General features: G+C 72.0%; 20 protein-coding genes. 12 read left to right on the top strand and 8 right to left on the bottom strand.

Translation table 11 applies throughout. The features are described from left to right. Window positions 1–65: 65 nt before the first annotated feature. The 5 genes from ACQUSR_RS01220 to ACQUSR_RS01200 all read left to right on the top strand — a co-directional run bounded on the left by ACQUSR_RS01220 (window position 66) and on the right by ACQUSR_RS01200 (window position 3,690). Window positions 66–356: an acyl carrier protein gene (locus ACQUSR_RS01220; protein ID WP_431040639.1), complete on the top strand. Its 291-nt coding sequence runs from the start codon at window positions 66–68 to the stop codon at window positions 354–356. Further along, window positions 349–1,536, top strand: a complete 1,188-nt coding sequence (locus tag ACQUSR_RS01215; RefSeq protein WP_431040638.1) for an acyl-CoA dehydrogenase family protein — start codon at window positions 349–351, stop codon at window positions 1,534–1,536. Before ACQUSR_RS01220 ends, ACQUSR_RS01215 begins: the two co-directional genes overlap by 8 nt. Continuing rightward, entirely contained in the window at window positions 1,533–1,670 is a 138-nt protein-coding gene (locus ACQUSR_RS01210; protein ID WP_431040637.1) for a hypothetical protein, read from the top strand. The genes ACQUSR_RS01215 and ACQUSR_RS01210 overlap by 4 nt, the downstream gene beginning before the upstream one ends. A gap of 2 nt (window positions 1,671–1,672) precedes the next feature. Beyond that, the gene (locus tag ACQUSR_RS01205) at window positions 1,673–2,818 is read left to right on the top strand and encodes an HAD-IIIC family phosphatase (RefSeq protein WP_431040636.1); all 1,146 of its coding nucleotides are present in this window, start codon (window positions 1,673–1,675) and stop codon (window positions 2,816–2,818) included. 128 nt (window positions 2,819–2,946) lie between these two features. Beyond that, window positions 2,947–3,690: a tyrosine-protein phosphatase gene (locus ACQUSR_RS01200; protein WP_431040635.1), complete on the top strand. Its 744-nt coding sequence runs from the start codon at window positions 2,947–2,949 to the stop codon at window positions 3,688–3,690. A 113-nt stretch (window positions 3,691–3,803) separates the two neighbouring features. Here the strand turns inward: ACQUSR_RS01200 and ACQUSR_RS01195 are convergent, their stop codons facing one another. Further along, window positions 3,804–4,262, bottom strand: coding sequence for a nuclear transport factor 2 family protein (locus ACQUSR_RS01195; protein WP_431040634.1), 459 nt, complete (start codon window positions 4,260–4,262; stop codon window positions 3,804–3,806). 114 nt (window positions 4,263–4,376) lie between these two features. On the opposite strand from ACQUSR_RS01195, the gene ACQUSR_RS01190 reads away from it, so the two are divergent. Beyond that, entirely contained in the window at window positions 4,377–4,961 is a 585-nt protein-coding gene (locus ACQUSR_RS01190; RefSeq protein ID WP_431040633.1) for a TetR/AcrR family transcriptional regulator, read from the top strand. Between the two features lie 92 nt (window positions 4,962–5,053). Here ACQUSR_RS01190 and ACQUSR_RS01185 read toward each other — a convergent pair whose 3' ends face one another. Continuing rightward, window positions 5,054–6,031 (bottom strand): ADP-ribosylglycohydrolase family protein, encoded by a 978-nt coding sequence (locus ACQUSR_RS01185; protein ID WP_431040632.1) that lies wholly within the window; start codon window positions 6,029–6,031, stop codon window positions 5,054–5,056. A 174-nt stretch (window positions 6,032–6,205) separates the two neighbouring features. Between ACQUSR_RS01185 and ACQUSR_RS01180 the strand changes: the two genes are divergently transcribed. From ACQUSR_RS01180 to ACQUSR_RS01170, 3 genes are all read left to right on the top strand, one after another. Beyond that, a complete protein-coding gene (locus tag ACQUSR_RS01180) occupies window positions 6,206–6,913 on the top strand; it encodes an SMI1/KNR4 family protein (RefSeq protein WP_431040631.1) in 708 nt (235 codons plus the stop codon). Window positions 6,914–7,028: 115 nt separating this feature from the next. Then, window positions 7,029–7,523, top strand: a complete 495-nt coding sequence (locus tag ACQUSR_RS01175; RefSeq protein ID WP_431040630.1) for an RDD family protein — start codon at window positions 7,029–7,031, stop codon at window positions 7,521–7,523. Window positions 7,524–7,688: 165 nt separating this feature from the next. Continuing rightward, entirely contained in the window at window positions 7,689–8,423 is a 735-nt protein-coding gene (locus ACQUSR_RS01170; protein WP_431040629.1) for a haloacid dehalogenase type II, read from the top strand. Window positions 8,424–8,708: 285 nt separating this feature from the next. Here the strand turns inward: ACQUSR_RS01170 and ACQUSR_RS01165 are convergent, their stop codons facing one another. The 3 genes from ACQUSR_RS01165 to ACQUSR_RS01155 all read right to left on the bottom strand — a co-directional run bounded on the left by ACQUSR_RS01165 (window position 8,709) and on the right by ACQUSR_RS01155 (window position 11,889). Beyond that, window positions 8,709–9,158, bottom strand: coding sequence for a hypothetical protein (locus ACQUSR_RS01165; protein ID WP_431040628.1), 450 nt, complete (start codon window positions 9,156–9,158; stop codon window positions 8,709–8,711). Window positions 9,159–9,301: 143 nt separating this feature from the next. After that, a complete protein-coding gene (locus ACQUSR_RS01160) occupies window positions 9,302–10,951 on the bottom strand; it encodes a hypothetical protein (protein WP_431040627.1) in 1,650 nt (549 codons plus the stop codon). Between the two features lie 347 nt (window positions 10,952–11,298). Further along, the gene (locus ACQUSR_RS01155) at window positions 11,299–11,889 is read right to left on the bottom strand and encodes an alpha/beta hydrolase (protein WP_431040626.1); all 591 of its coding nucleotides are present in this window, start codon (window positions 11,887–11,889) and stop codon (window positions 11,299–11,301) included. A gap of 57 nt (window positions 11,890–11,946) precedes the next feature. Between ACQUSR_RS01155 and ACQUSR_RS01150 the strand changes: the two genes are divergently transcribed. Further along, the gene (locus tag ACQUSR_RS01150) at window positions 11,947–13,524 is read left to right on the top strand and encodes an oxidoreductase (protein ID WP_431040625.1); all 1,578 of its coding nucleotides are present in this window, start codon (window positions 11,947–11,949) and stop codon (window positions 13,522–13,524) included. 78 nt (window positions 13,525–13,602) lie between these two features. After that, window positions 13,603–14,016: a diadenosine tetraphosphate hydrolase gene (locus tag ACQUSR_RS01145; RefSeq protein ID WP_431040624.1), complete on the top strand. Its 414-nt coding sequence runs from the start codon at window positions 13,603–13,605 to the stop codon at window positions 14,014–14,016. A 24-nt stretch (window positions 14,017–14,040) separates the two neighbouring features. On the opposite strand, the gene ACQUSR_RS01140 is transcribed toward ACQUSR_RS01145, so the two are convergent. After that, a complete protein-coding gene (locus ACQUSR_RS01140; protein WP_431040623.1) occupies window positions 14,041–15,042 on the bottom strand; it encodes a GlxA family transcriptional regulator in 1,002 nt (333 codons plus the stop codon). Between the two features lie 70 nt (window positions 15,043–15,112). On the opposite strand from ACQUSR_RS01140, the gene ACQUSR_RS01135 reads away from it, so the two are divergent. Further along, on the top strand, window positions 15,113–16,582 hold the full coding sequence (locus tag ACQUSR_RS01135) for an MFS transporter (protein ID WP_431040622.1): 1,470 nt from the start codon (window positions 15,113–15,115) through the stop codon (window positions 16,580–16,582). 118 nt (window positions 16,583–16,700) lie between these two features. On the opposite strand, the gene ACQUSR_RS01130 is transcribed toward ACQUSR_RS01135, so the two are convergent. After that, the gene (locus ACQUSR_RS01130; RefSeq protein ID WP_431040621.1) at window positions 16,701–17,924 is read right to left on the bottom strand and encodes a hypothetical protein; all 1,224 of its coding nucleotides are present in this window, start codon (window positions 17,922–17,924) and stop codon (window positions 16,701–16,703) included. Between the two features lie 132 nt (window positions 17,925–18,056). Continuing rightward, window positions 18,057–18,860 (bottom strand): aminotransferase class IV family protein, encoded by an 804-nt coding sequence (locus ACQUSR_RS01125; RefSeq protein ID WP_431040620.1) that lies wholly within the window; start codon window positions 18,858–18,860, stop codon window positions 18,057–18,059. Window positions 18,861–18,947 lie beyond the last annotated feature (87 nt).

The raw sequence follows: 18,947 nt of genomic DNA, 5'->3' as shown, positions 1-18,947 counted from the left end.
CTGAGACGAACTGCTGCCCCTGAACCCCTGAACCCTGAACCCCTGGAACCCTTGAGAGGTATCCCGTGACCGCTTCCTCCGCCCAGGTGCCGAGTGCCGCCCAGATGGAATCGGAGCTGCTGGCCTTCCTGGAGAACCGGGTGAAGATCGCCGTGGCCCCGGACACCGACCTGTTCGCGTCCGGAGCCGTCAACTCGATGCTCTCCCTTGAACTTGTCGTGCACCTCGAGACGACGTACGACGTCGCCGTGGCCGGGGACGAGCTGAATCTGGACAACTTCCGCACCGTGAAAGCCATGACCGCGCTCGTGACCCGGCTGCGCGCGGCGGACGGATCGGCCCACGCACATGAGTGACGCGCACCATCTGGTCACCCGACTGGCCGCCGGGCGGGCCGAGGAGTGGGACCTGCGCGGCGAGTTGCCGCGCGAGGTCATCCGCGAGCTGGGCGCCAAGGGCCTGTTGTGCGCGCAAGTGCCGCAGGACCTGGGCGGACTGGGCCTGTCCAGCCTGGCCAACGGCGAGCTGACCGCGCACACCGGCACGCTGTGCAGCTCGCTGCGGAGCGTGATGACCTCACAGGGCATCGCCGCCTGGACGCTGAGCCGCTTCGGCTCCCGCGAGCAGCGCGCCGACTTCCTGCCCCGGCTGACATCCGGCGAGAGTGCCGGGGTCGCCTTCAGCGAACCCGAGGCGGGCAGTGACCTGTCCGCCATGCGCACCGAGATCACCCGCGACGGCGACTCGGTCGTCGTACACGGCGCCAAGGTCTGGGTGACCGGCGCCCACTACGCCCAGTGGCTGGTGGTGTTCGGCCGCGTCGGCCGGAAAGCGGGCGATGAGCCGGGAGCGGGCGACGGCCGGACGGGTGGCGACAAGCAGGGAGCGGTCGACGGACGGGGAGTGGGCAGCGGCCAGGGAGGCGCCATCGTCGTCGTACCGACCGACGCGCCCGGTGTACGGATCGACCGCGTGCCCGATCCGCTCGGCTGCCGGGCCGCCGGACACGCGCACGTGACACTCGACCGGGTGCGGCTGCCGGCCCGGCACCTGCTGGGCGGTGCCGGCATGCCGCTGTCGATGCTGGTCGCCTCCGCACTGACCTACGGCCGGATCTCCGTGGCGTGGGGCTGCGTCGGCATCCTGCGGTCCTGCCTGAGCGAGGCCGTACGGCACGCCGGGCGGCGGCGGACCTTCGGCGCGCCGCTCGGCGAGCACCAGCTGGTGCGGCGCCATCTCGCCGAGCTGCACGCCGCCGAGCGCACGTCGACGTACGCCTGCCGGGAGGCGAGCCGCCACTGGGACGAGAACGCCGCGGAGCAGATGCACTCGGCCGTGCTGGCCAAACACGTCTCCGCGACGGCCGCGGCCCGCGGCGCTTCGGCGGCGGCCCAGGTGCTGGCCTCGGCCGGGGCCCGGGACGGGCATGTGGTGGCGCGCGCGTACCGCGACACCAAGCTGATGGAGATCATCGAAGGCAGCAACGAGATCAGCCAGTTGATGCTCGCCGACCAGGCACTGGCGGTCTGGGCATGAGGAGTCACCCCGAACGGCCGCCGGTCACCGGCGGCCTCCGCGCGGGCGACCACGTCCTCCGTGTGGGCGACCACGTCCCGGTCCTGAACACCAGCCCCGTCGCCGCCTGGGCGGCGCCCCTATGGGAGGTCTGATCATGCCGCACACCCCGGGCACGCCGCATATCCCGGGCAGGACAAGCTCTCCGGACAAGGCGGCCGACTCCGCCGCGGCACCCGTCGTCAAGTGCCTGGTGTGGGACCTCGACGGGACGCTGTGGCCGGGCACCTTGCTGGAGGACGGCGAGGCCGAGCTGCCCGAGGAGATCCGCCGCACCGTCGTCGAACTGGACGCGCGCGGCATCCTCCAGTCGGTGGCCAGCCGCAACGACCACGAGCACGCCTGGGGGTGGCTGGAGAAGCTCGGCATCGCCCAGTACTTCGTGCTGCCCAAGATCGGCTGGGGCCGCAAGTCGGACTCGATCCTCGCCCTCGCGGAGGAGCTCCAGTTCGCCGCGAACACCATCGCGTTCATCGACGACCAGCCCGTGGAACGGGCCGAGGTCGCCTACGTACTACCCGAGGTGCGCTGCTACGAGGCGAGCGAGGCCACCACCCTGACGCGGCGGCCCGAGTTCAGCCCCGCCACGGTCACCGTCGACTCCGCCAACCGGCGAGCCATGTACCAGGCCGGGTTCCGGCGGGAGGACGCCCGCACGCAGCACCGGGGCTCCGACGAGGAGTTCCTGAAGTCGCTGGAGATGGAACTGACCATCCAGCACGCCACCGACGAAGAGATCTCCCGGGTCGAGGAACTCACCCTGCGCACCAGCCAGATGAACGCCACCGGTGTGCACTACTCCGACACGCGGCTGCGCGCGCTGCTCGCCGACCCCCGCCACGACGTGCTCGTCACCACCCTGGCCGACCGCTTCGGCCGGCACGGTGCGGTCGGTGTGCTGCTGCTGGAGCGGCTGGAGCGGCGATGGCACCTGAAGCTGCTGGCGACCTCGTGCCGGGTGGTCTCCTTCGGTACGGGATCGACCATCCTGCGCTGGCTCATCGACGCCGCGGCCGCCGCCGGTGTGCACCTGACGGCCGACTTCCGGGCCACCGAACGCAACCGGATCATGGAGGTCACGTACCGCTTCGCCGGCTTCACCGACCTGTCGTGCCAGGACTGCGGAGCCCGGTCCGGCGACGCCACGGCGGCCCGGTGCCTGCACCTGCTGCCGACCCCCCAGGAGCCCTCGCCGACCATGCGGGTCGTCGCCCCCCGGTTGGGCGGCGGCGCCGAGCGCTGAACCGGCGGCGCCACCGTCGAGCCGGCGTATGCCGGTGCCTCAACGCGGCGGCACCGGCGCCCCAACGCGGCGGCACAAGTCGAGCACAGGCACAATCGCAAGCCCGACAGAATGGAGCGGCCTGAGCCATGCGGCACATCGAGTTCGAGCGTCTGCACAACTTCCGGGACATGGGCGGCTATCGGTCCGCCGACGGCCGCACGGTCGTGTGGGGCAGGCTCTACCGGTCCGACTCGCTGGGCAAGTTGCGGGGCGCGGACTGGGACCGCTTCCTGGCCCTGGGCGTGCGTACGGTGGTCGACCTGCGCTATCCGTGGGAGATCGAGGCGAAGGGCCGGGTACCCGAGCCCCAGCGCTTCCGTTACGCCAACTTCAGCATCGAGCACCGCCCCTACGACCAGGCGGAGATCGACCCGGCCCTCGACCCGTGGCGCTTCCTGGCCGACCGGTTCGCCGAGGTGGCCGAGGACGGGACGGAGGAGATCCGCCAGACCATCGAGCTGATCGCGGCCGGCGACGGCCCGGTGGTCTTCCACTGCACCTCCGGCAAGGACCGCACCGGCCTGATCGCGGCCCTGCTGCTGACGCTGCTGGACGTCTCGCGTGACCAGATCCTGGACGACTTCGCCCTCACCGAGCTGGCGACCGAGCGTCTGATCGCCGACTGGCGGGCCGCCAACCCGGACCGCGTACTGAAGTGGCCCGGCTACGGGCGGGCACCCGCCGAGGTCATGCGGCTGGTCCTGGACGACCTGACCGAGCGCCACGGGTCGGTGCGCGGCTACGTCACCGGCCACCTCGGCGTGGCGGACGACGTGATCGCGGCACTGCGAGAGCGCTTTCTCACCGGCCCTGACGGAGAGGTCGCGTGAGGGGCACCCGGCTCAACCCCCGAGCATCCCTGGCGGACGGGCCGCACCGGACGGGGGTCGTCACCACGGGGCGGAGCCGGTGATCGGACGGGGCCGCTGACCGGACGGGGCCGTCACCGGACGGGAAAGAGCAGTCCCCGCTCGGTGGCCGGTCGCGTCCCGAAGACGCGTCGCTCAGCCTCCGTGATGCGGACGTCGTTGATGCTGGCCTCTCGGCGGCACATCAGCCCGTCTCCGGTGAACTCCCACAGCTCGTTCCCGTAGGCGCGCCACCACTGGCCCGCCGCGTCGTGGAACTCGTACTGGAACCGCACCGCGATCCGGTTGCCATGAAACGCCCACAGTTCCTTGCGCAGGGCGTAGTCGAGTTCCCGGGCCCACTTCTCGCGCAGAAAGGCCGTGATCTCGTCCCGTCCGGTGACGAACCGGTCCCGGTTCCGCCAGACGGAGTCCTCGGTGTAGGCGAGGGCGACGTGTTCGGGATCGCGGGTGTTCCACGCGTCCTCGGCGGCCTGGACCTTCTCCAGGGCGGTCTGCTCGTCGAACGGCGGGGATGGAGGCCGTGGCGCCATGGTGGGCTCCTCGTGTCGTGACCTGTTCGGGAGAACGGTCGTTCTCCCGATGTCGGCTACTATAGAGAACGATCGTTCTCGGCGGTAGTGGGAGGTAGTGCGGTGGGAGGTGCCGTGGATCACGACGAGGCCCGCGCGCGACTGCTCGACGCCGCTGAGCGGCTGTTCTATGAACGCGGCATCCAGGCTGTGGGTATGGATGAGCTCCGGTCCGCCGCCGGGGTGTCGCTCAAGCGGCTGTACCAGTGTTTTCCCTCCAAGAACGATCTCGTGGAGGAGTACCTGCGCCGCCGCGACGACCGCTGGCGCACCGCGCTGTCCGACTACGCCACCCGGCATGCGGCCACACCGGAAGGCAGGCTGCTGGCGGTGTTCGACTGGCTGCAGGAGTGGTTCGCCGCCCCTGGCTTCCGGGGCTGTGCCTTCGTCAACTCCTTCGGCGAGCTGGGCGCCGTCGCGGACGGCGTGGCGCGTGCCGCCCGCGACCACAAGCACGCCGTGCGGGAGTACATGGCCGATCTCGCCCGCGACCTGGGAGCCGGCGATCCGTCCGCGCTGGCCGGGCAACTGGTGCTCCTGGTCGACGGTGCGATCACCACCGCCGCGATCAGCGGCGACCCGGCCGCGGCCCGGCATGCGCGCACGGCGGCCGAGACCCTCATCGCGGCGGCGACGGCACCTGTGCCGCCCCGCGCATGAGCACCGGGCGAGGCCGCCTTCGTTTCAGTTCTGGCCGGCCCTCTGAGCTGGAACTCTGACCTCGGGCCCCGAGTTTCGCCCCTGACCGGCGGTCACTGGCCGCTGTGTGCGAGTGGCCCATCCGTCAGGCGTCGAAGCGGCGGCGGGGCGGCCAGGCGCCGGGCGAGGTCGATGAGGTCGGGCAGGCGCAGGACACGATCTCCTGAGCCCGGTAGAGGCACATGCAGTGGCTCCGTCCAGCGAGTGGGGACGGCGTCGTATCCGTGGACGGCTCCGGCGAGGCCACCGGTGACCGCGGCGACGGTGTCAGTGTCCCCACCGAGGTCGATGGCCGCACGTACGGCGTCTTCGTAGGAGGTGGTGGAGCGCAGAGCCCACACGGCGGAGGCCAGGCACGGCCAGACCGCGCCGTTGAACTCCGTGGCCTGGTCCGGATCCCAGTGCGCGGCCAGCACGGTCGCGTACCGCTCGCGGTGGTCGGGACGCACTTGGGCGAGCGTGTCGGGAAGGGCGGCGAGGGGGTCGGCACCGTCCAGCGCCACACGCAGGAGTTCGTGGTAGATCGCGGTGCCTTCCCACGCCGCCGGGTCGCCGTGGGTGAGGGCCGCGATCCGGCGGGCGGCGTCCATGGTCGCCTGCCGCCCCTGGGAGGCGAAGTAGACGGCGGAGGTGGTCGCACGCATGAGGGCGCCGTTCCCGGCGGCGTGAGGATTGACCTGGAAGTGCGCCGCGGCGGCGAGATTCCAGGGTGCGCCGTTGGTCAGGACGTCCTCGGTCTGGAGGCCGATGTCCTTCGGCCCGGCAGCCGCCCACCGCTGGAAGCGGGCGAAGACGTCCGGCAGGTCCAGTCCACCGTGCTCCAGCAGCGATTCGCCGACATGCACGGCCATCTGCGTGTCGTCGGTGGCCTCACCGCGTTCCCAGCCGCCGCCCCCGCACATCTCACCGCTTCGGACGGAACCCGGAAACCGGGCGGAGAACGTTCCCGCGAGGCCGAACTCGAAGGGAGCACCGAGCGCGTCCCCAACGGCCGACCCGACGACCGCGCCGATGGCGCGCTGCGCATTCATCCGGCCAGCGTACCCACACCCCGTTCGCCGACCGCTCCACGTAGCCTTTCGAGCTCGGGCACTCGGCAACCGCCTGGTCATCGGCGTGCTCGGAGGGAGTTCGGCCGCGTCGACGAGGTGGGATGCCACGTGGCCGGCGGACGGACGAGCTGACGAAGATCCCGAGGGGGAGCGATGGGTGGGACCTGGACAGGGGTACGGGAGCGCGTGCTCGCGCTGCGGGACGCGCCGCGGTGGTGGGCGGTGTTCGGCGCCGACTACCCCGGCTACGGCCACGACTTCGAGCTGCTGCCCGTCCTCACCGAGGAGCAGCTGCATGCGGTGGAGCGGCGGCTGGGGGCCGGACTCCCCGAGGAGTACCGCACGTTCCTCCTGGAGGTCGGCGCGGGCGGCGCGGGCCCCGACTACGGGCTGTTCCCGATCAAGCCGCCCGAGCCCGGCGCCCCGCCCGGCACCGGTCACTGCGCGCTGCCCTTCCGCCCCGGGCTCACGGCGGAACTCGACGAGCACGAGTACGCGGAGCCGCGGCACGCCGACCACCCGGACGACGAGGCCTTCGCCGCCGCGTACGCCGCCTGGGACGCCCGCCACGACGAGCTGTACGACGCCCTGACCGAGGGCACCCTCTGCGTCAGCTCCCAGGGCTGCGCGTACTACTCGCTCCTCGTAGTAACGGGCCCTGAACGCGGCACCATGTGGGAGGACGTACGGGCCGCCGGTGAGGGCGTGGCGCCGGTCGAACTGCGTGGCAGGACGGGGCACGTGACCTTCGCGGAGTGGTACCTGAACTGGCTCGACCGCGCGGAGCGCCGCGCCTGGGACGAGACGACCGAACCTCCGCCGCGCCTCCAGTTCGCCACCCGCCAGGAAGACGCTCCATGACCGTCACCGACGATGGTCGGCGGAGGGCACCCTTGCTACTCGACGGCCCGTTCGGCATCGCTCACGCATCAACCTGAGACTCAGCTGTCACAGACGTACGGCAAGATGGCGCCCCGTGATCGATTACCAGCGCCGCCAGTCTCCGAACCAGCCGTACGCTCCACCGCCCTCGTACCCGCATCCGCAGCCGACCCCACGGCCGCCCTCCGTGCCCGAGGGGGTCGGTGACACGCGCCGCATGCTCTTCGCCGGGATCGACGGCGCGATCACGATCGTCGGCGGTATCGCCCTCGCCCCACAGCTCACGGACAAGACCGGCGGCACCTTGGCGCTCTACGGCGTCGCGTGTGTTCTCGGCGTGTCCTTCGTCCACCATGTGCTGGGAACCTTGTTGTTCCGGACGACCGTGGGCAAGTTCCTGCTCGTGACGCGCGTGGTGCGCGAGGCGGACGCGGGCCGGCCCCGCTTCTGGCAGACCGTGGGCCGCTGGCTCCTCGGGCTGACCTGGCTCCCGATGCAGCCGCTGCGGGCGTTGGTCCTCTCGGACGGCGACCCGTACGAGGACGCCTGCGGGCTGCGATACGTACGGAGCAGGGACCTGCGCCGCTGACCGGGCCGGACCTGCGCCGCTGACCGGGCCGCAGCCGGGCCGGTGGACCCCGGCGAGGTGGTCTGTCCCCCCGATCTTTGCCCGTGCACCGGCTTCCGGCATGATCGATAAGGCGCCGTGCTGCCGCGGGGGCCGTTGCGACAAGGAGAGGGGTGGGGACGGGTCATGGATGTTGATGCCGCCGTGTTCGATGTCTTCGGGACGCTGACCGACTGGCGGTCCAGCGTGGCCGACGAGCTGGCCGGCGTCGGGAAACGGGTCGGACTGCGTGCCGACTGGCCCGCCGTCGCCGACGCCTGGCGACGCCGCTACCGACCGGTCCTGGGCAGGGTCTTGGACGGAGAGCTGTCCTGGCGGCCGCTGGACGACCTGCACCGTCTCGCGCTCGACGAGGTGTTGGACGAGGGGTTGACCGAGGTGTCGACCGAACACGGGCGCGACGCCCTCGGCGAGGCCGAGCGGGACGAGCTCGTGCGGGCCTGGCACCGGCTGCGGTCCTGGCCCGACGCCGCGCCCGGCCTGGAGCTGCTGCACAACACCCCGGTGGTCACCGCGACACTGTCCAACGGTGGAGTCGGCCTGCTCGCCCGCCTCGCCAAACAGGCCGGTCTCCGCTTCGACTGCGTCCTGTCGGCCGAGCTGGCCAGGTCCTACAAGCCCGACCCCGAGGTCTACCTGATGGCCGCCAGGTTGCTGGAGGTCGAGCCGCGACGGCTCCTGATGGTGGCTTGTCACCCTGACGACCTCGAAGCGGCGGCCAAGGCCGGGCTCCGTACCGCGTACATCCCGCGCCCGCTGGAGTGGGGCCCGGACGCCGACCCGGTCGATCCGCCCGCCGGGGTCGACCTCGTCGCCGACGATGTCATCGACCTGGCCCGTGCGCTGGGCTCGCACGGCTGACACCTGCCCTTGCGGGGGCCCGGTGCGGGACCTGGGCCCCCAGGCCCCCGGCCAGCGACCGCCGGGTGGTGGTCGAGGCGGCCATCGCGTGGTTCAGCGATCGCTCTGCCGCTGATCCTGACCGGGCCTTGGACGTCGTTCTACGCTCGGCCGGTCCGCGGCCGCTGATGACCGAGTGGGTCCGCCGGTTCTGCCGGAACGGGCCGGCTGATCCGGCCCCCACCTCGGCCGCCCGCTGGCACGCGTGAGGCCCAAGCGGCTGGTCGCGGCGGTGGTGCCATGCCCTCAGCCCTCCGCCGTGTGGTCCCCCTCCAGAGCCGTGCGCCGGCGGCCGGGCAGGCGTGTCACCACGGCGAAGGCCCCCAGAGCCACCAGGCTTCCCACCCCGAAGCCGATGCAGTCGGCCCAAGCAGGGGCGATGCCCCCATACGATCCGGCACCCGCGCCCTTTGCCGCCGCCCATCCGGCGACTGACCCGGTCGCGAAGGCCGGCCAGCGATGGCGCACGCCCTTGATCACGTCGTCGAGCATCCCGAAGACGACCCCGACCACGACGATCTGCGACGACACCGCCTCCCAGCCGAGGGAGGTCGCGCCGGCCATGAGCACCAGGCCGCCGAGCCAGACCCTGGACAGCGGAACGACCGGGGCGGCGCACCGCACGCCACCCGGCGGCCACCAGAAGAACCGCCGAACATGCTCGGCGAAGCTGGGGTTCCCGACGTCGCCTCTCACGTCTGCCCCCTCCGAACCGAGCGCAGCCTCCAGCGTCGCTCACCTTCAGACTCCAGCCTCTGCTCAACGGTTGTAAGGCGCTTCCTCAAAGGGCGGCCTTCTCCCATCCCGGTCTCCCATCCCCGTCCTCGGACTGGTCGACCTCAGACGGGCCACGGGAACCCGAGGGCCTCGGCGTGCTCGCGGCTGCCGCCCCTGACCTCCGCGTAGGCCTTCGGGTCCGCTGCGGCGAGTCGCCGCAGCGCGGCGGCGGCCCGCTCCTCGGGAGGCGTGCCGTCCTCCGGGACGCTCCAGACGAACTGCAGCCAAGGCCCCTCCCTGTTCCGGCGTCCGGCGGCGAGCCCCGGCCAGAACGTGAAGGACAGCACGGCCGTGTCCGGGTCGGTGAAGTCGGTGCCGACCCAGCCCGGTTGAGCGTCCCACCGGGTGAGGAGGTCGGGCCGGTTCCGCAGTCCCGCGGCGATCAGACGCGCGGTGCTCCGGGCCGGCCACGCCCATGAGTGGTCGTTCTCGGCACGCGTGATCTCGGCGTCGTACTCGGCCGCGTCGAAGCGGTACTCGGGAAGTTCGGGCGGCGGCTGCTGAGAAGGCGGCGTGGCCGGGCGGCGCCAGTCGCGCCATACGACGTGTTCCCCGTCGCGGCAGATGGTGACATAGAGCGCTCCGCAGCAGCCCTCGGTGCAATAGGCCTCGGCGAGCCGCACCTCCCGGGGTGCGGTCGATGCCCGCAGGCGGCCGCTGTCGAGCAGGTACTCCGGGGAGCCGGCCGGGCCTCGGCCGAAGGCCTCGGGGACCAGGGGGCGGCCGTCGATCAGAAGCCGGGTCTCGACGATGTCCGGGTCCGCCGGATCGCGCACGGTGACCTCGACGCGGAGTCGGGCGGGCGTCGCCCGGCGGGCGAAGGGCTGCCGCGCTGTGCGGCGTATCCAGTGGGCCCGGCGGCGTTCGGCGGGATCGGCGGGCTCGCCGGCCGCCATGGCGGCCCAGGCCGGCGCCGTCAGTACGGACTCCAGGGCGTCCAGCAGCGCCTCGCGCTGTCCGGGCCGCCAGCCGAGGAGCACACTGGGGCCGCTGTACAGGTCGAGGGCGAGGGAGAGCAGCGTCGCGCAGTGGTCGAGGGTCGGGGGCAGCCGGGAGGCTCGGGCGATGAGCGCCTCGTACGCGGCGACGGCCTGCCGGTACGCCAGGATCTCGGCGTGGTAGTCACGCGGACTGGCCATCCTGCACAGCAGACGCCCCGCCTGGGCCAGGACGCCGATGTCGACGGGATCCGCGCGGAGGACGTCCGCGAGCCGGACGGCCTCGGCGATCCTGCGGGCGGTCGAGGGCCCCACGGCACGGGGTTCGAGGGGAACCGCCAGCAGCCAGCTGCGAGCGGCTTGGTCATCGCGTGCGGCGAGGGCGTCGACCAGGTGCCGCAGTCCCCGGCCCCCGACGCGATCGCCCAGCCACACCAGGGCCGCGGTCGGGCAGTCGAGGGCGGTGAGCGCTTGCACGGCCGGGGCGGCGAAGCCGCGCAGGAGACCGAGGAGTTTGAGGTACGGCACATCCTCCGGCTCGCCGACGCGGGCCAGGAGGCCGATACCCATGCTCACGGCCGCCGTGCTGGTCCCCGTACGCGTCAGGCAGCGGCCGAGAGCACGGGCTGTCGCCTCGTCCTCCACGGGCAACTCGGCTGCGACGGCCCGGATATGACGGTCTCGTACGCCCAGTTCCTGGAGACGGCGGTGGACTTCTTCGGCAGCCCGGGCCGTGTCCGGGTCGGCCATCAGCGGGACGAGGGCCTCTCTCACGGCCGCTTCCGCCTCGGCCCAGCCGAGGCCGCCGCGCCGGGGAGGCAGGTCCAACGGGGGACAGCCGCCCTCGGGCAGGCGGCCGTTCGGGTCCGCGCGATGGAGGCGCAGAGCGTGTTCGTAAAGGGATCGCAGGGGGATGAGCGCGCCGCGCTCTTCCGGGGCGCTCACCAGGTGGGGTGGGGCTCGATTCCGTAGTTCATACGGGGATCCTGTCAGGCCCGTCCGGCCGGGCGCCAGAGGTTTTCGGAGGCCGGGGGAGACCCGCGAGCGTCGTGGTCGACGCGCCCTTCACGCGGGCGGCGATGTCCGCTTCTCGCGTCCAGAACAACGGGCTACCTGACGGGCTACTTGATCGAATGGGCACGCCCTCGGGTGAGGAAGGCCGCGACGGTCTGCGTGAAGCGAACCCGGTCGTCAAGCCATGGGTAGTGGCCGGCGCCCGGCTGGATGGTCAGTTCGGCATGGGGGAACAACGCCGCGATGCCAGCGGCGACACGGGGGCGCGGGCCGCTGTCCAGTTCACCGGCGAGTACCAGCACCGGCGCGTCCAAGCTCGCCATGGCGGCGCGGGTCGCGGCGGGGTCGAAGGCGCCGGAGGAAGCGTAGATGCCCGCTGCCGGCTCATTGGTCTGTTCGGCCTCGGCTGCGGCATGCGCCTGGGCGGCGGCGTCCCAACGGCCGTAGAGGAAGGGGGCGGCAGCGTCGAAATCGGCGTCGGTGGGGTCTCCGAACCAGACGGCTTCATAGGCTTCATGGGCTGCCTCGAACCACGACTCGGCCGTGCGCAACGCGGTTATCTCCCGGCGGTGCTCCTCGGTGAAGTCGACACCGAGGGCGCGAGCGCGGGCTGTGATCAGGCTGAGGCTACGGATGCGCTGTGGGTATCGGGCCGCGTAGAGGATGGCGAGATCGCCGGTGCCGCGTAGGTCGAGCATGACCAGCTGGCAATGCGGACTTGTGCTGCGCCCTGCCTGCCGAGATGATCATCGGTCGTGCATCTCGATGAACTCACCCCTTGTGAAAGGCAGGTGTGGAACTCCTTCCCCAAGGGCCGCACCGTCGACGTCCGGAGCGGATCGCCGGAACCGGTCATCCGGGCCGGGGTCCTGGCGGCGTTGCTGCTCGGTGCCGTGGACGCCGCCCCGGGCGACCGCCCCGCGCTTCGCGTGACCGGCGCACTGATCACGGACATCCTGGACCTTCGCTTCGCGGAGATCCCCGTACCGGTCGTCCTGACCGACTGCCGTTTTGACCAGACCCCCCTCTTGCAGGGCGCCTCCACGCGCGAGCTGCTGCTCACCGGATGCGGCGCGCCGGGCCTCGCCGCCGACGGGGCCCAGATCGACGGCCGGTTCGTCCTGTCCGGCTGCCGCCTCACCGGCCCACTGGTGCTCAACCGGGCCCGGATCCAGGGCGACGTGAACCTGTGCGACACCGCGATCACAGCACCCGGCGCCACGGCCGTCTCCGCTGTCGGCGCCGACGTGGGCGGCGATGTGCTGTGCACGAACCTGGTCGTCGAGGGCACGTTCCGACTCTCCGGCGCGTCCATCGCCGGAGAGTTCGATCTGGAAGGCGCCACTTTGACCAACCCAGGAGGCCACGCCCTCGACGCCTACCGCGTCCAGTGCAACGGGGACTTCACCTTCCACCCCGGCTTCCGCGCCGAGGGCCGCGTCATCCTGTCCGGTGCCTCGACCTCGTCGGCGATCGGCTTCTGCGGTGCCCGGCTGAGCAATCCCGGGAGCATCGCTCTGGAGGCGGTCGACGTCGGCGTCGCCCGGAACTTCGACCTCGGCAGGGGCCTCACCGTCGACGGAGGCATCCAGCTCGACGGCAGCCGTATCGGTACGGTCCTCAGCTTCCGCGACGCCGAGTTGGCCCACTCCGGCGGAACCGCCCTGTCCCTGAACCTGACCCAGGCCCGGGAGACCGACCTGCGGACCACCACGCCGGTCGACGGCGCAGCCGATCTGCGCGGTGCCCAGCTCGGCATCCTCCACGACAGCCCGGAAACCTGGCCCGCCGACCTCCGGCTGTCCGAGACGACGTACGACTCCCTGTCCGCCCCCCTCGCGGCCACCGAGCGGCTCGAATGGCTCCGCCGCGGCACCGGCGGCTACCTGCCGCAGCCGTATGAACAACTCGTCGCGGCCTACCGGCGTCTGGGACACGAGGACGAAGCACGCACCGTGCTGCTCGCCAAGCAGCGTCACCGCCGCACCACGCTCCCCCTGCCCGCCCGGTTGTGGGGGCACGTCCAGGACGCGAGCGTCGGCTATGGCTATCGGCCGCTGCGCGCGGGCCTGTGGCTCATGGCCCTGCTCGCCGTCGGCGCGCTGTTCTTCAGCCTGCGTGCCCCCGCGCCACTCGAGGCGGGAAAGGCACCGGCGTTCAACGCGTTCTTCTACACGCTGGACCTGCTGGTGCCGGTCATCACCTTCGGCCAGGAACCCGCATTCGCACCACGCGGCGCCGGGCAATGGCTCGCCTACGGACTCGTCGCGGCCGGATGGATCCTGGCCACCACGGTGACGGCTGGAATCTCCCGGGCCCTCAGCCGGCAGTGACCAGACGGGGGCTGGAACCGAATTCCGCCTCGGCGGGAGGACCGAATCGGCAGCGCGCTTCGGGGTGAGAATCCCGCGGTGCTCCGGCGGCTGAACGCGGGATTCGCGGTGATCGGGGACGTCCAGTTCCTCCCCGGATACTCTGTACTCCTGACGGATGACCCTTCGGTGCAACGGCTGTCGGACCTTCCGAAGAGCAAACGGCTGGACTTTCTGTCCGACATGGACCGGTTGGGCGAGGCCGTCGAACGCGCCTGTCGGCGGCTCGACCCGGCATTCCGGCGGGTGAACCTGGAAATCCTGGGCAACACCGACGGGTTCCTGCACGCGCACGTGTGGCCGCGGTTCGCGTGGGAGCCCGCCGATCTCGTAGGTCTGCCGGTGTGGCTGTATCCGCGAGAGAGGTGGAACGACGAGCGGTGTGCGCTCGGTCCGCGGCATGACGCCGTGCGGGAGGCGATCGGCGCGGAGCTGGACCGGCTGTCGGAGTGAGGGTACGGGCGTCGGCCGTGCCGATCAGGCGGTCATGGCCGTGCCCACCCCGGCAGCGGCCGCCAGGCGGCTGAACTGGGCCCGGTAGGCACTCGGGGTGAGCCCCGTGCGGCGCGCCAGATGGCCGCGGAGGGAATCCGCCGTGCCGAGGCCGCAGGCTCGGGCCACCTGGTCCATCGGCAGCGTCGTGGTCTCCAGCAGTTCCTTCGCCCTCTCGATGCGCTGATGCAGAAGCCACTGCAAAGGGCTCACGCCGCTCTCGGCGTGGAAGCGGCGGGTGAGCGTGCGTACGCTGACGCCCGCGTGCCGGGCCAGGTCCGTGAGCGTGAGCGGCTCGTCGAGGTGCCGCATCGCCCAGCCGCGGGTGTCAGCGCAGGCGTTGCCGCGCTCGGGCGGGAGCGGGGTCTGGGTGAACTGGGTCTGGCCGCCGGGCCGCACAGGCGCGACCAGGGCGGCGCGAGCCACCCGGTTGGCGACGGCGGCGCCGTAGTCGGTACGGATGATGTGCAGGCACAGATCGATCCCGGCGGCGTACCCGGACGAGGTCATGATCGACTCGTCATGGACGTAGAGGACGTCGCCCTTGAGGTCGAGCGCGGGGTAGCGGGTGCGCAGCTCCTCGGCGAGCTCCCAGTACGTGGTGGCGCTGCGCCCCGCCAGTAGCCCCGCCTCCGCGAGGACGAACGCACCGCTGCAGATCGACGTGATCCGCCTGCCCGCGGCGGCGGCCTCGCGGACGGCGGCGACGGTCAGCGGATCGGGTTCGTAGCGGTGCCCGGTGCCCGCGACCAGGACGGTGTCGGCGTCGTGCACGGCGTCCAGGCCGCGGTCCACCTCCAGCGAGAGGCCTCCGGTGGTGGCGATCCGGCCGGGCACCGGCGTGCAGACGATCACCTCATAGCCGGGATGCCCGTCCACCTCGGCCTTCCCGAAGAGCATCTCGGGGATGGCGAGGTTGAACATCGACACCGGGGACGGGGCGATCACGGCGACGCGGTGCGCTCGGTGCGGCTGGGGCTGCGGCATGGCCAGAACCTCCGGATGTATGGCATTCAGGCCACTACTGTACGCCGCCGGAGATCGCCAGAGTGAGGGCATGGCTACGGACACCACCACCGAGACCCCTCAACTACCGGCAGAACAAGGCGAGTTGGCCACCAGGTCGGATACGTCCGGTGCGCATCGGCCCGGATCGCATGAGCCCGGATCGCGTCGGCTCGGATCACATGGGCCCGGCGCGCGCCGGCCGTCACCCGGCCTCACCCTGGCCGCCGCCCTGCTGGGCTTCACACTGACCTGCCTCGACGCGTCCGTGGTGAACGTGGCGCTGCCCTCGATGGAGTCCTCGCTGGGCGGCGGGACGTCGGGGCTGCAGTGGGTGGTGGACGCCTACACCCTCGCGTTCGCCGCGCTGATGCTGTCCACCGGTGCCTTGTCCGACCGGGCGGGTGCCACCCGGACGTACGCGCTCGGGATCACGGTGTTCGCCCTCGCCTCCGCGGCCTGCGGCCTCGCCCCGAACCTGCCGTTCCTGATCGGGGCCCGGGTGGTGCAGGGTGTCGCGGCCGCCGTGATGCTGCCGGCCTCGCTCGCCCTCGTACGCCAGGCGTACCCGGACGACGCCGCCAAGCGGGCGCGCGCCGTGGCGCTGTGGACGGCCGGAGGCTCGGCGGCCGTCGCGGTCGGCCCGGTCGCGGGCGGGATCCTGACCACCGCGTGGGACTGGCGTGGGATCTTCTTCGTCAACCTGCCGCTGGCGGCACTGGCCCTCGCCCTGCTGGTCCGCGCACCCCGGTCGGAGCGCCGGCCCGCACCCCTGGACCTGCCGGGGCAGCTGACCGCCGTCGTCGCCCTGGCGGCACTGGCCTTCGCGGTGATCGAGGGCGGTACGACGGGCCTGATCGCGCTGGCCGTCGCGGTGGCGGCGGGTGCCGCGTTCGTGTGGGCGGAGGCGCGCCAGCCGCATCCGGTCGTCCCCCTGGGGCTGTTCCGCGACCGCACCGTGGCGATCACGGTCGCGGCGGGCGCGGCCGTCAGCGTGGCCTTCTACAGCATGATCTTCGTCTTCAGTCTCTTCTTCCAGCAGGTGCAGGGGCGTTCGGCCCTGTCGGCAGGGCTGATGTTCCTCCCCATGACCGGCGTGATCGCGGTGACGAACGTCTTCGCGGGCAAACTGGCCGCCCGCTTCGGGCCGCGCCTGCCCATGCTCGTGGGCCAGCCGCTGGCGGCGGCGGGACTCCTGCTCCTCTTGCAGGTCGACGCGAATACCCCCGCGCTCCTTCTGGCCTTCCTTCTGGTCCCCCTGTCGCTGGGCTGCGCGCTGACGGTGCCGCCGCTGACGACCGCCATGCTGGACGCCGTGCCCGCCGAGCGGGCCGGGCTCGCGGCGGGCGTGCTGAACGCCGCTCGCCAGGTGGCCGGCGGCCTGGGCATCGCCACCTTCGGAGCGCTGGTCGCGGACGGGTTCGCGGCGGGGATGCGGGTGAGCCTGCTGATCAGTGCGGGGCTGCTGGCGGTGACGGCCGCGGCCACGGTGTGGATGCGGACGGGCGCGGGACGGGCGTGAAGTGGGGCGTGAAGTGCGGGAAGTGGGGACGGCGGGCACCCGTCAGGAAGCGGGGGACGGCGGGTGCCCGTTGGGAGCGGGGGACGGCTGTGCCCGTCCGTCCCCCGCTCGGGCTCCGCTACCGGCGCGCGGTCAGCACGGATCCGGGACCCACCCACTGGGAGCCGGTGGTCGGGTAATGGCCGGTGACGTCAATGGTCCGGCCCGAGGCCGAGACGTCTATCGCGTCGAGCGGCTTGGCACCGTCGGACGGCAGGTTCATCGACACCCACGTTCCGCCGGTGCGGCGGAGCACCGCGCTGCGGGTGTCATCCGTCCCCTTAACCACGACGACGGGGTCACCCTGGCTGACCGTGACCGATCCGAGTTCCCCGGTCCCCTTCGGCAGCGGGACGTTGGTCCACTTCTTGCCGTCGTACTTCAGCACCAGCCCCTCCGGGGAGCCGTCGGGCTTCTTGGATCCCCCCACGGCCCAGACCTGTCCGTCCGGCCCGGCGGCGACCGCGTTCAGGCCCGCGCGCGCGGCACCGAGGCCGGGAGCGGCGACCTTGCTCCAGCGGGTGCCGTCGTAGTGCAGCAGCAGCGGCTTCGCGGCGCTCTCGTTGTACGTGCTGCCCACGGCCCACACGTCATCGGCGGCGAGTGCTGCGACGCTCTCCAAGCTCCAGCCGCCCTCTCCTTCACCGAAGTCCGGGAGCTTCTGCGCCTTCCAGCGGGTGCCGTCCCAGTGCTGGAGCATCCCCACGTAACGAGAGTCGTCCTCGGTGACGGGGACCTGCGCCCAGCCCGCTCCCCAGGCGTCGTTGGGGGCGCGGGTGTCGACGGAGAGGAATCCGGCCTCCATGGTCCCGCGGGGCACCGGAGCGATCGCGGACTTCCAGGCCGTGCCGTTCCAGCGCTGCGTCACCACACCGCCGGCCTGCTCGGCGTAGTCACCGCCCAGGATGGCGTTACGCGGCGAAGACGCGTCGACGTCATTGAACCGGACGTCGTAGGACTGGGGCACGGGCGCGGTCCGCACCTGCTTCCACCCGGGGCCGTTCCGCTCGTCGCGCTCCCACAGGGTCGGCGCGAAGTCGAAGCTGTCCCCGCTGGGGATGAACCGCATGCCGGCCACCCACGTGGTGTGCGCGTCGGGCCGGGTCGAGCTGATGAGTGTGGCGTTGCCCGGCGTCACCTTCGACTCGCTCCAGCCGGAGGCGCGCTGCGAGGTCCCGGACGGCGAGGTTCCCGACGAGGTCGAGGGGGCGGCGAACGCCGACGTCGTGCCCGCGGCCACCAGGATCGCGGCGCTCACCGCGATCGCGCCGCGGACGCCGCGGCTGCTGTGCAACATCTTCACGTTACGGCCTTTCACTGGACGTCAGATACGGCTCCCGGACTGCGCTTCCGAGAAATGCCTCATCCTCAACTGTCCGCTGGAAGAGACCGGTTCCCGCTCGGGTCGGGGCGGGCGGCACGGCCGGACCGGCTCTCACGGCGAGGCGAGTGGTTCAGCCTGGTAGGCCCGGTGAAGCAACTCCAGGAAGGCGGGCGCCTCGGGCAGGGCAACCGAGCCGATCCGGTGTACGGCCACACCCGGCGTCCATGAGTTCATGACGGCACCACCGGCCAGCGCGGGCAGGTCGGCCAGCGTGACCTCCTGGTCGCGCTGGGGGACGCCGAGGCGATCCAGCTGTCGCCGGACGATGCCCATCGTGGTTCCGCCCAGCATCTCGGCCACGGGCCACACCACCGCGGCACCGTCCCAGAACGCCAGATTCCAGATCGAGCCCTCGCTGAGCCGGCCCCGGCGGTCGACGAAAGCGGCGTCGTCGAAGCCCTGGCGGGCGGCCTGGCGGAGGAAGTACGTCTTCGCCACCTCGCCGACATGCTTCACGGCCGGGAGGACCCGTTCGTACTCGACCGCCGACAGCGCCAGCGGGCCCTCCGGGCCGGTCGCCGCGGGCCCGGTACGGACCAGGACCTCGGGCTCCACGTCGGCCCCGGCCACGGTGAACTCACCCGCCGGCGAGTACACCGTGGCCATCAGCGAGAGGTCGGCCGGACCGGCCTCCAGCGCCGCCCGCAGACAGGACCGCACCCGGTCGTCGGGCAATGCCTGGCCGAACAACTCCACCGAGGCGAACCGCAGTCGCTCCAGATGGAGGTCGAGGCCGCGGACCCGGCCCCCGCGCACCTGCATGGCGGTGAAGTGGGCGTAGCCCGCGAAGGCGAGCGGTGCCAACTCCCCGGCGGTCGCCGCCCGGCCGTCACGTTGAACAACGAACGAGGTCATGTGTCACTCCAGCGGTACGGAATCGATGGGACGTGATGGCGGGCCCGGCGTCGTCGACGCGGCCGCCATCACTGTGCGCGAGCAGCG

Source organism: Streptomyces sp. P1-3 (assembly GCF_050613155.1).
Classification (GTDB): domain Bacteria; phylum Actinomycetota; class Actinomycetes; order Streptomycetales; family Streptomycetaceae; genus Streptomyces.
Note: the sequence above shows the minus strand (reverse complement) of the source record. Positions and strands in the feature narration are given on the sequence as shown.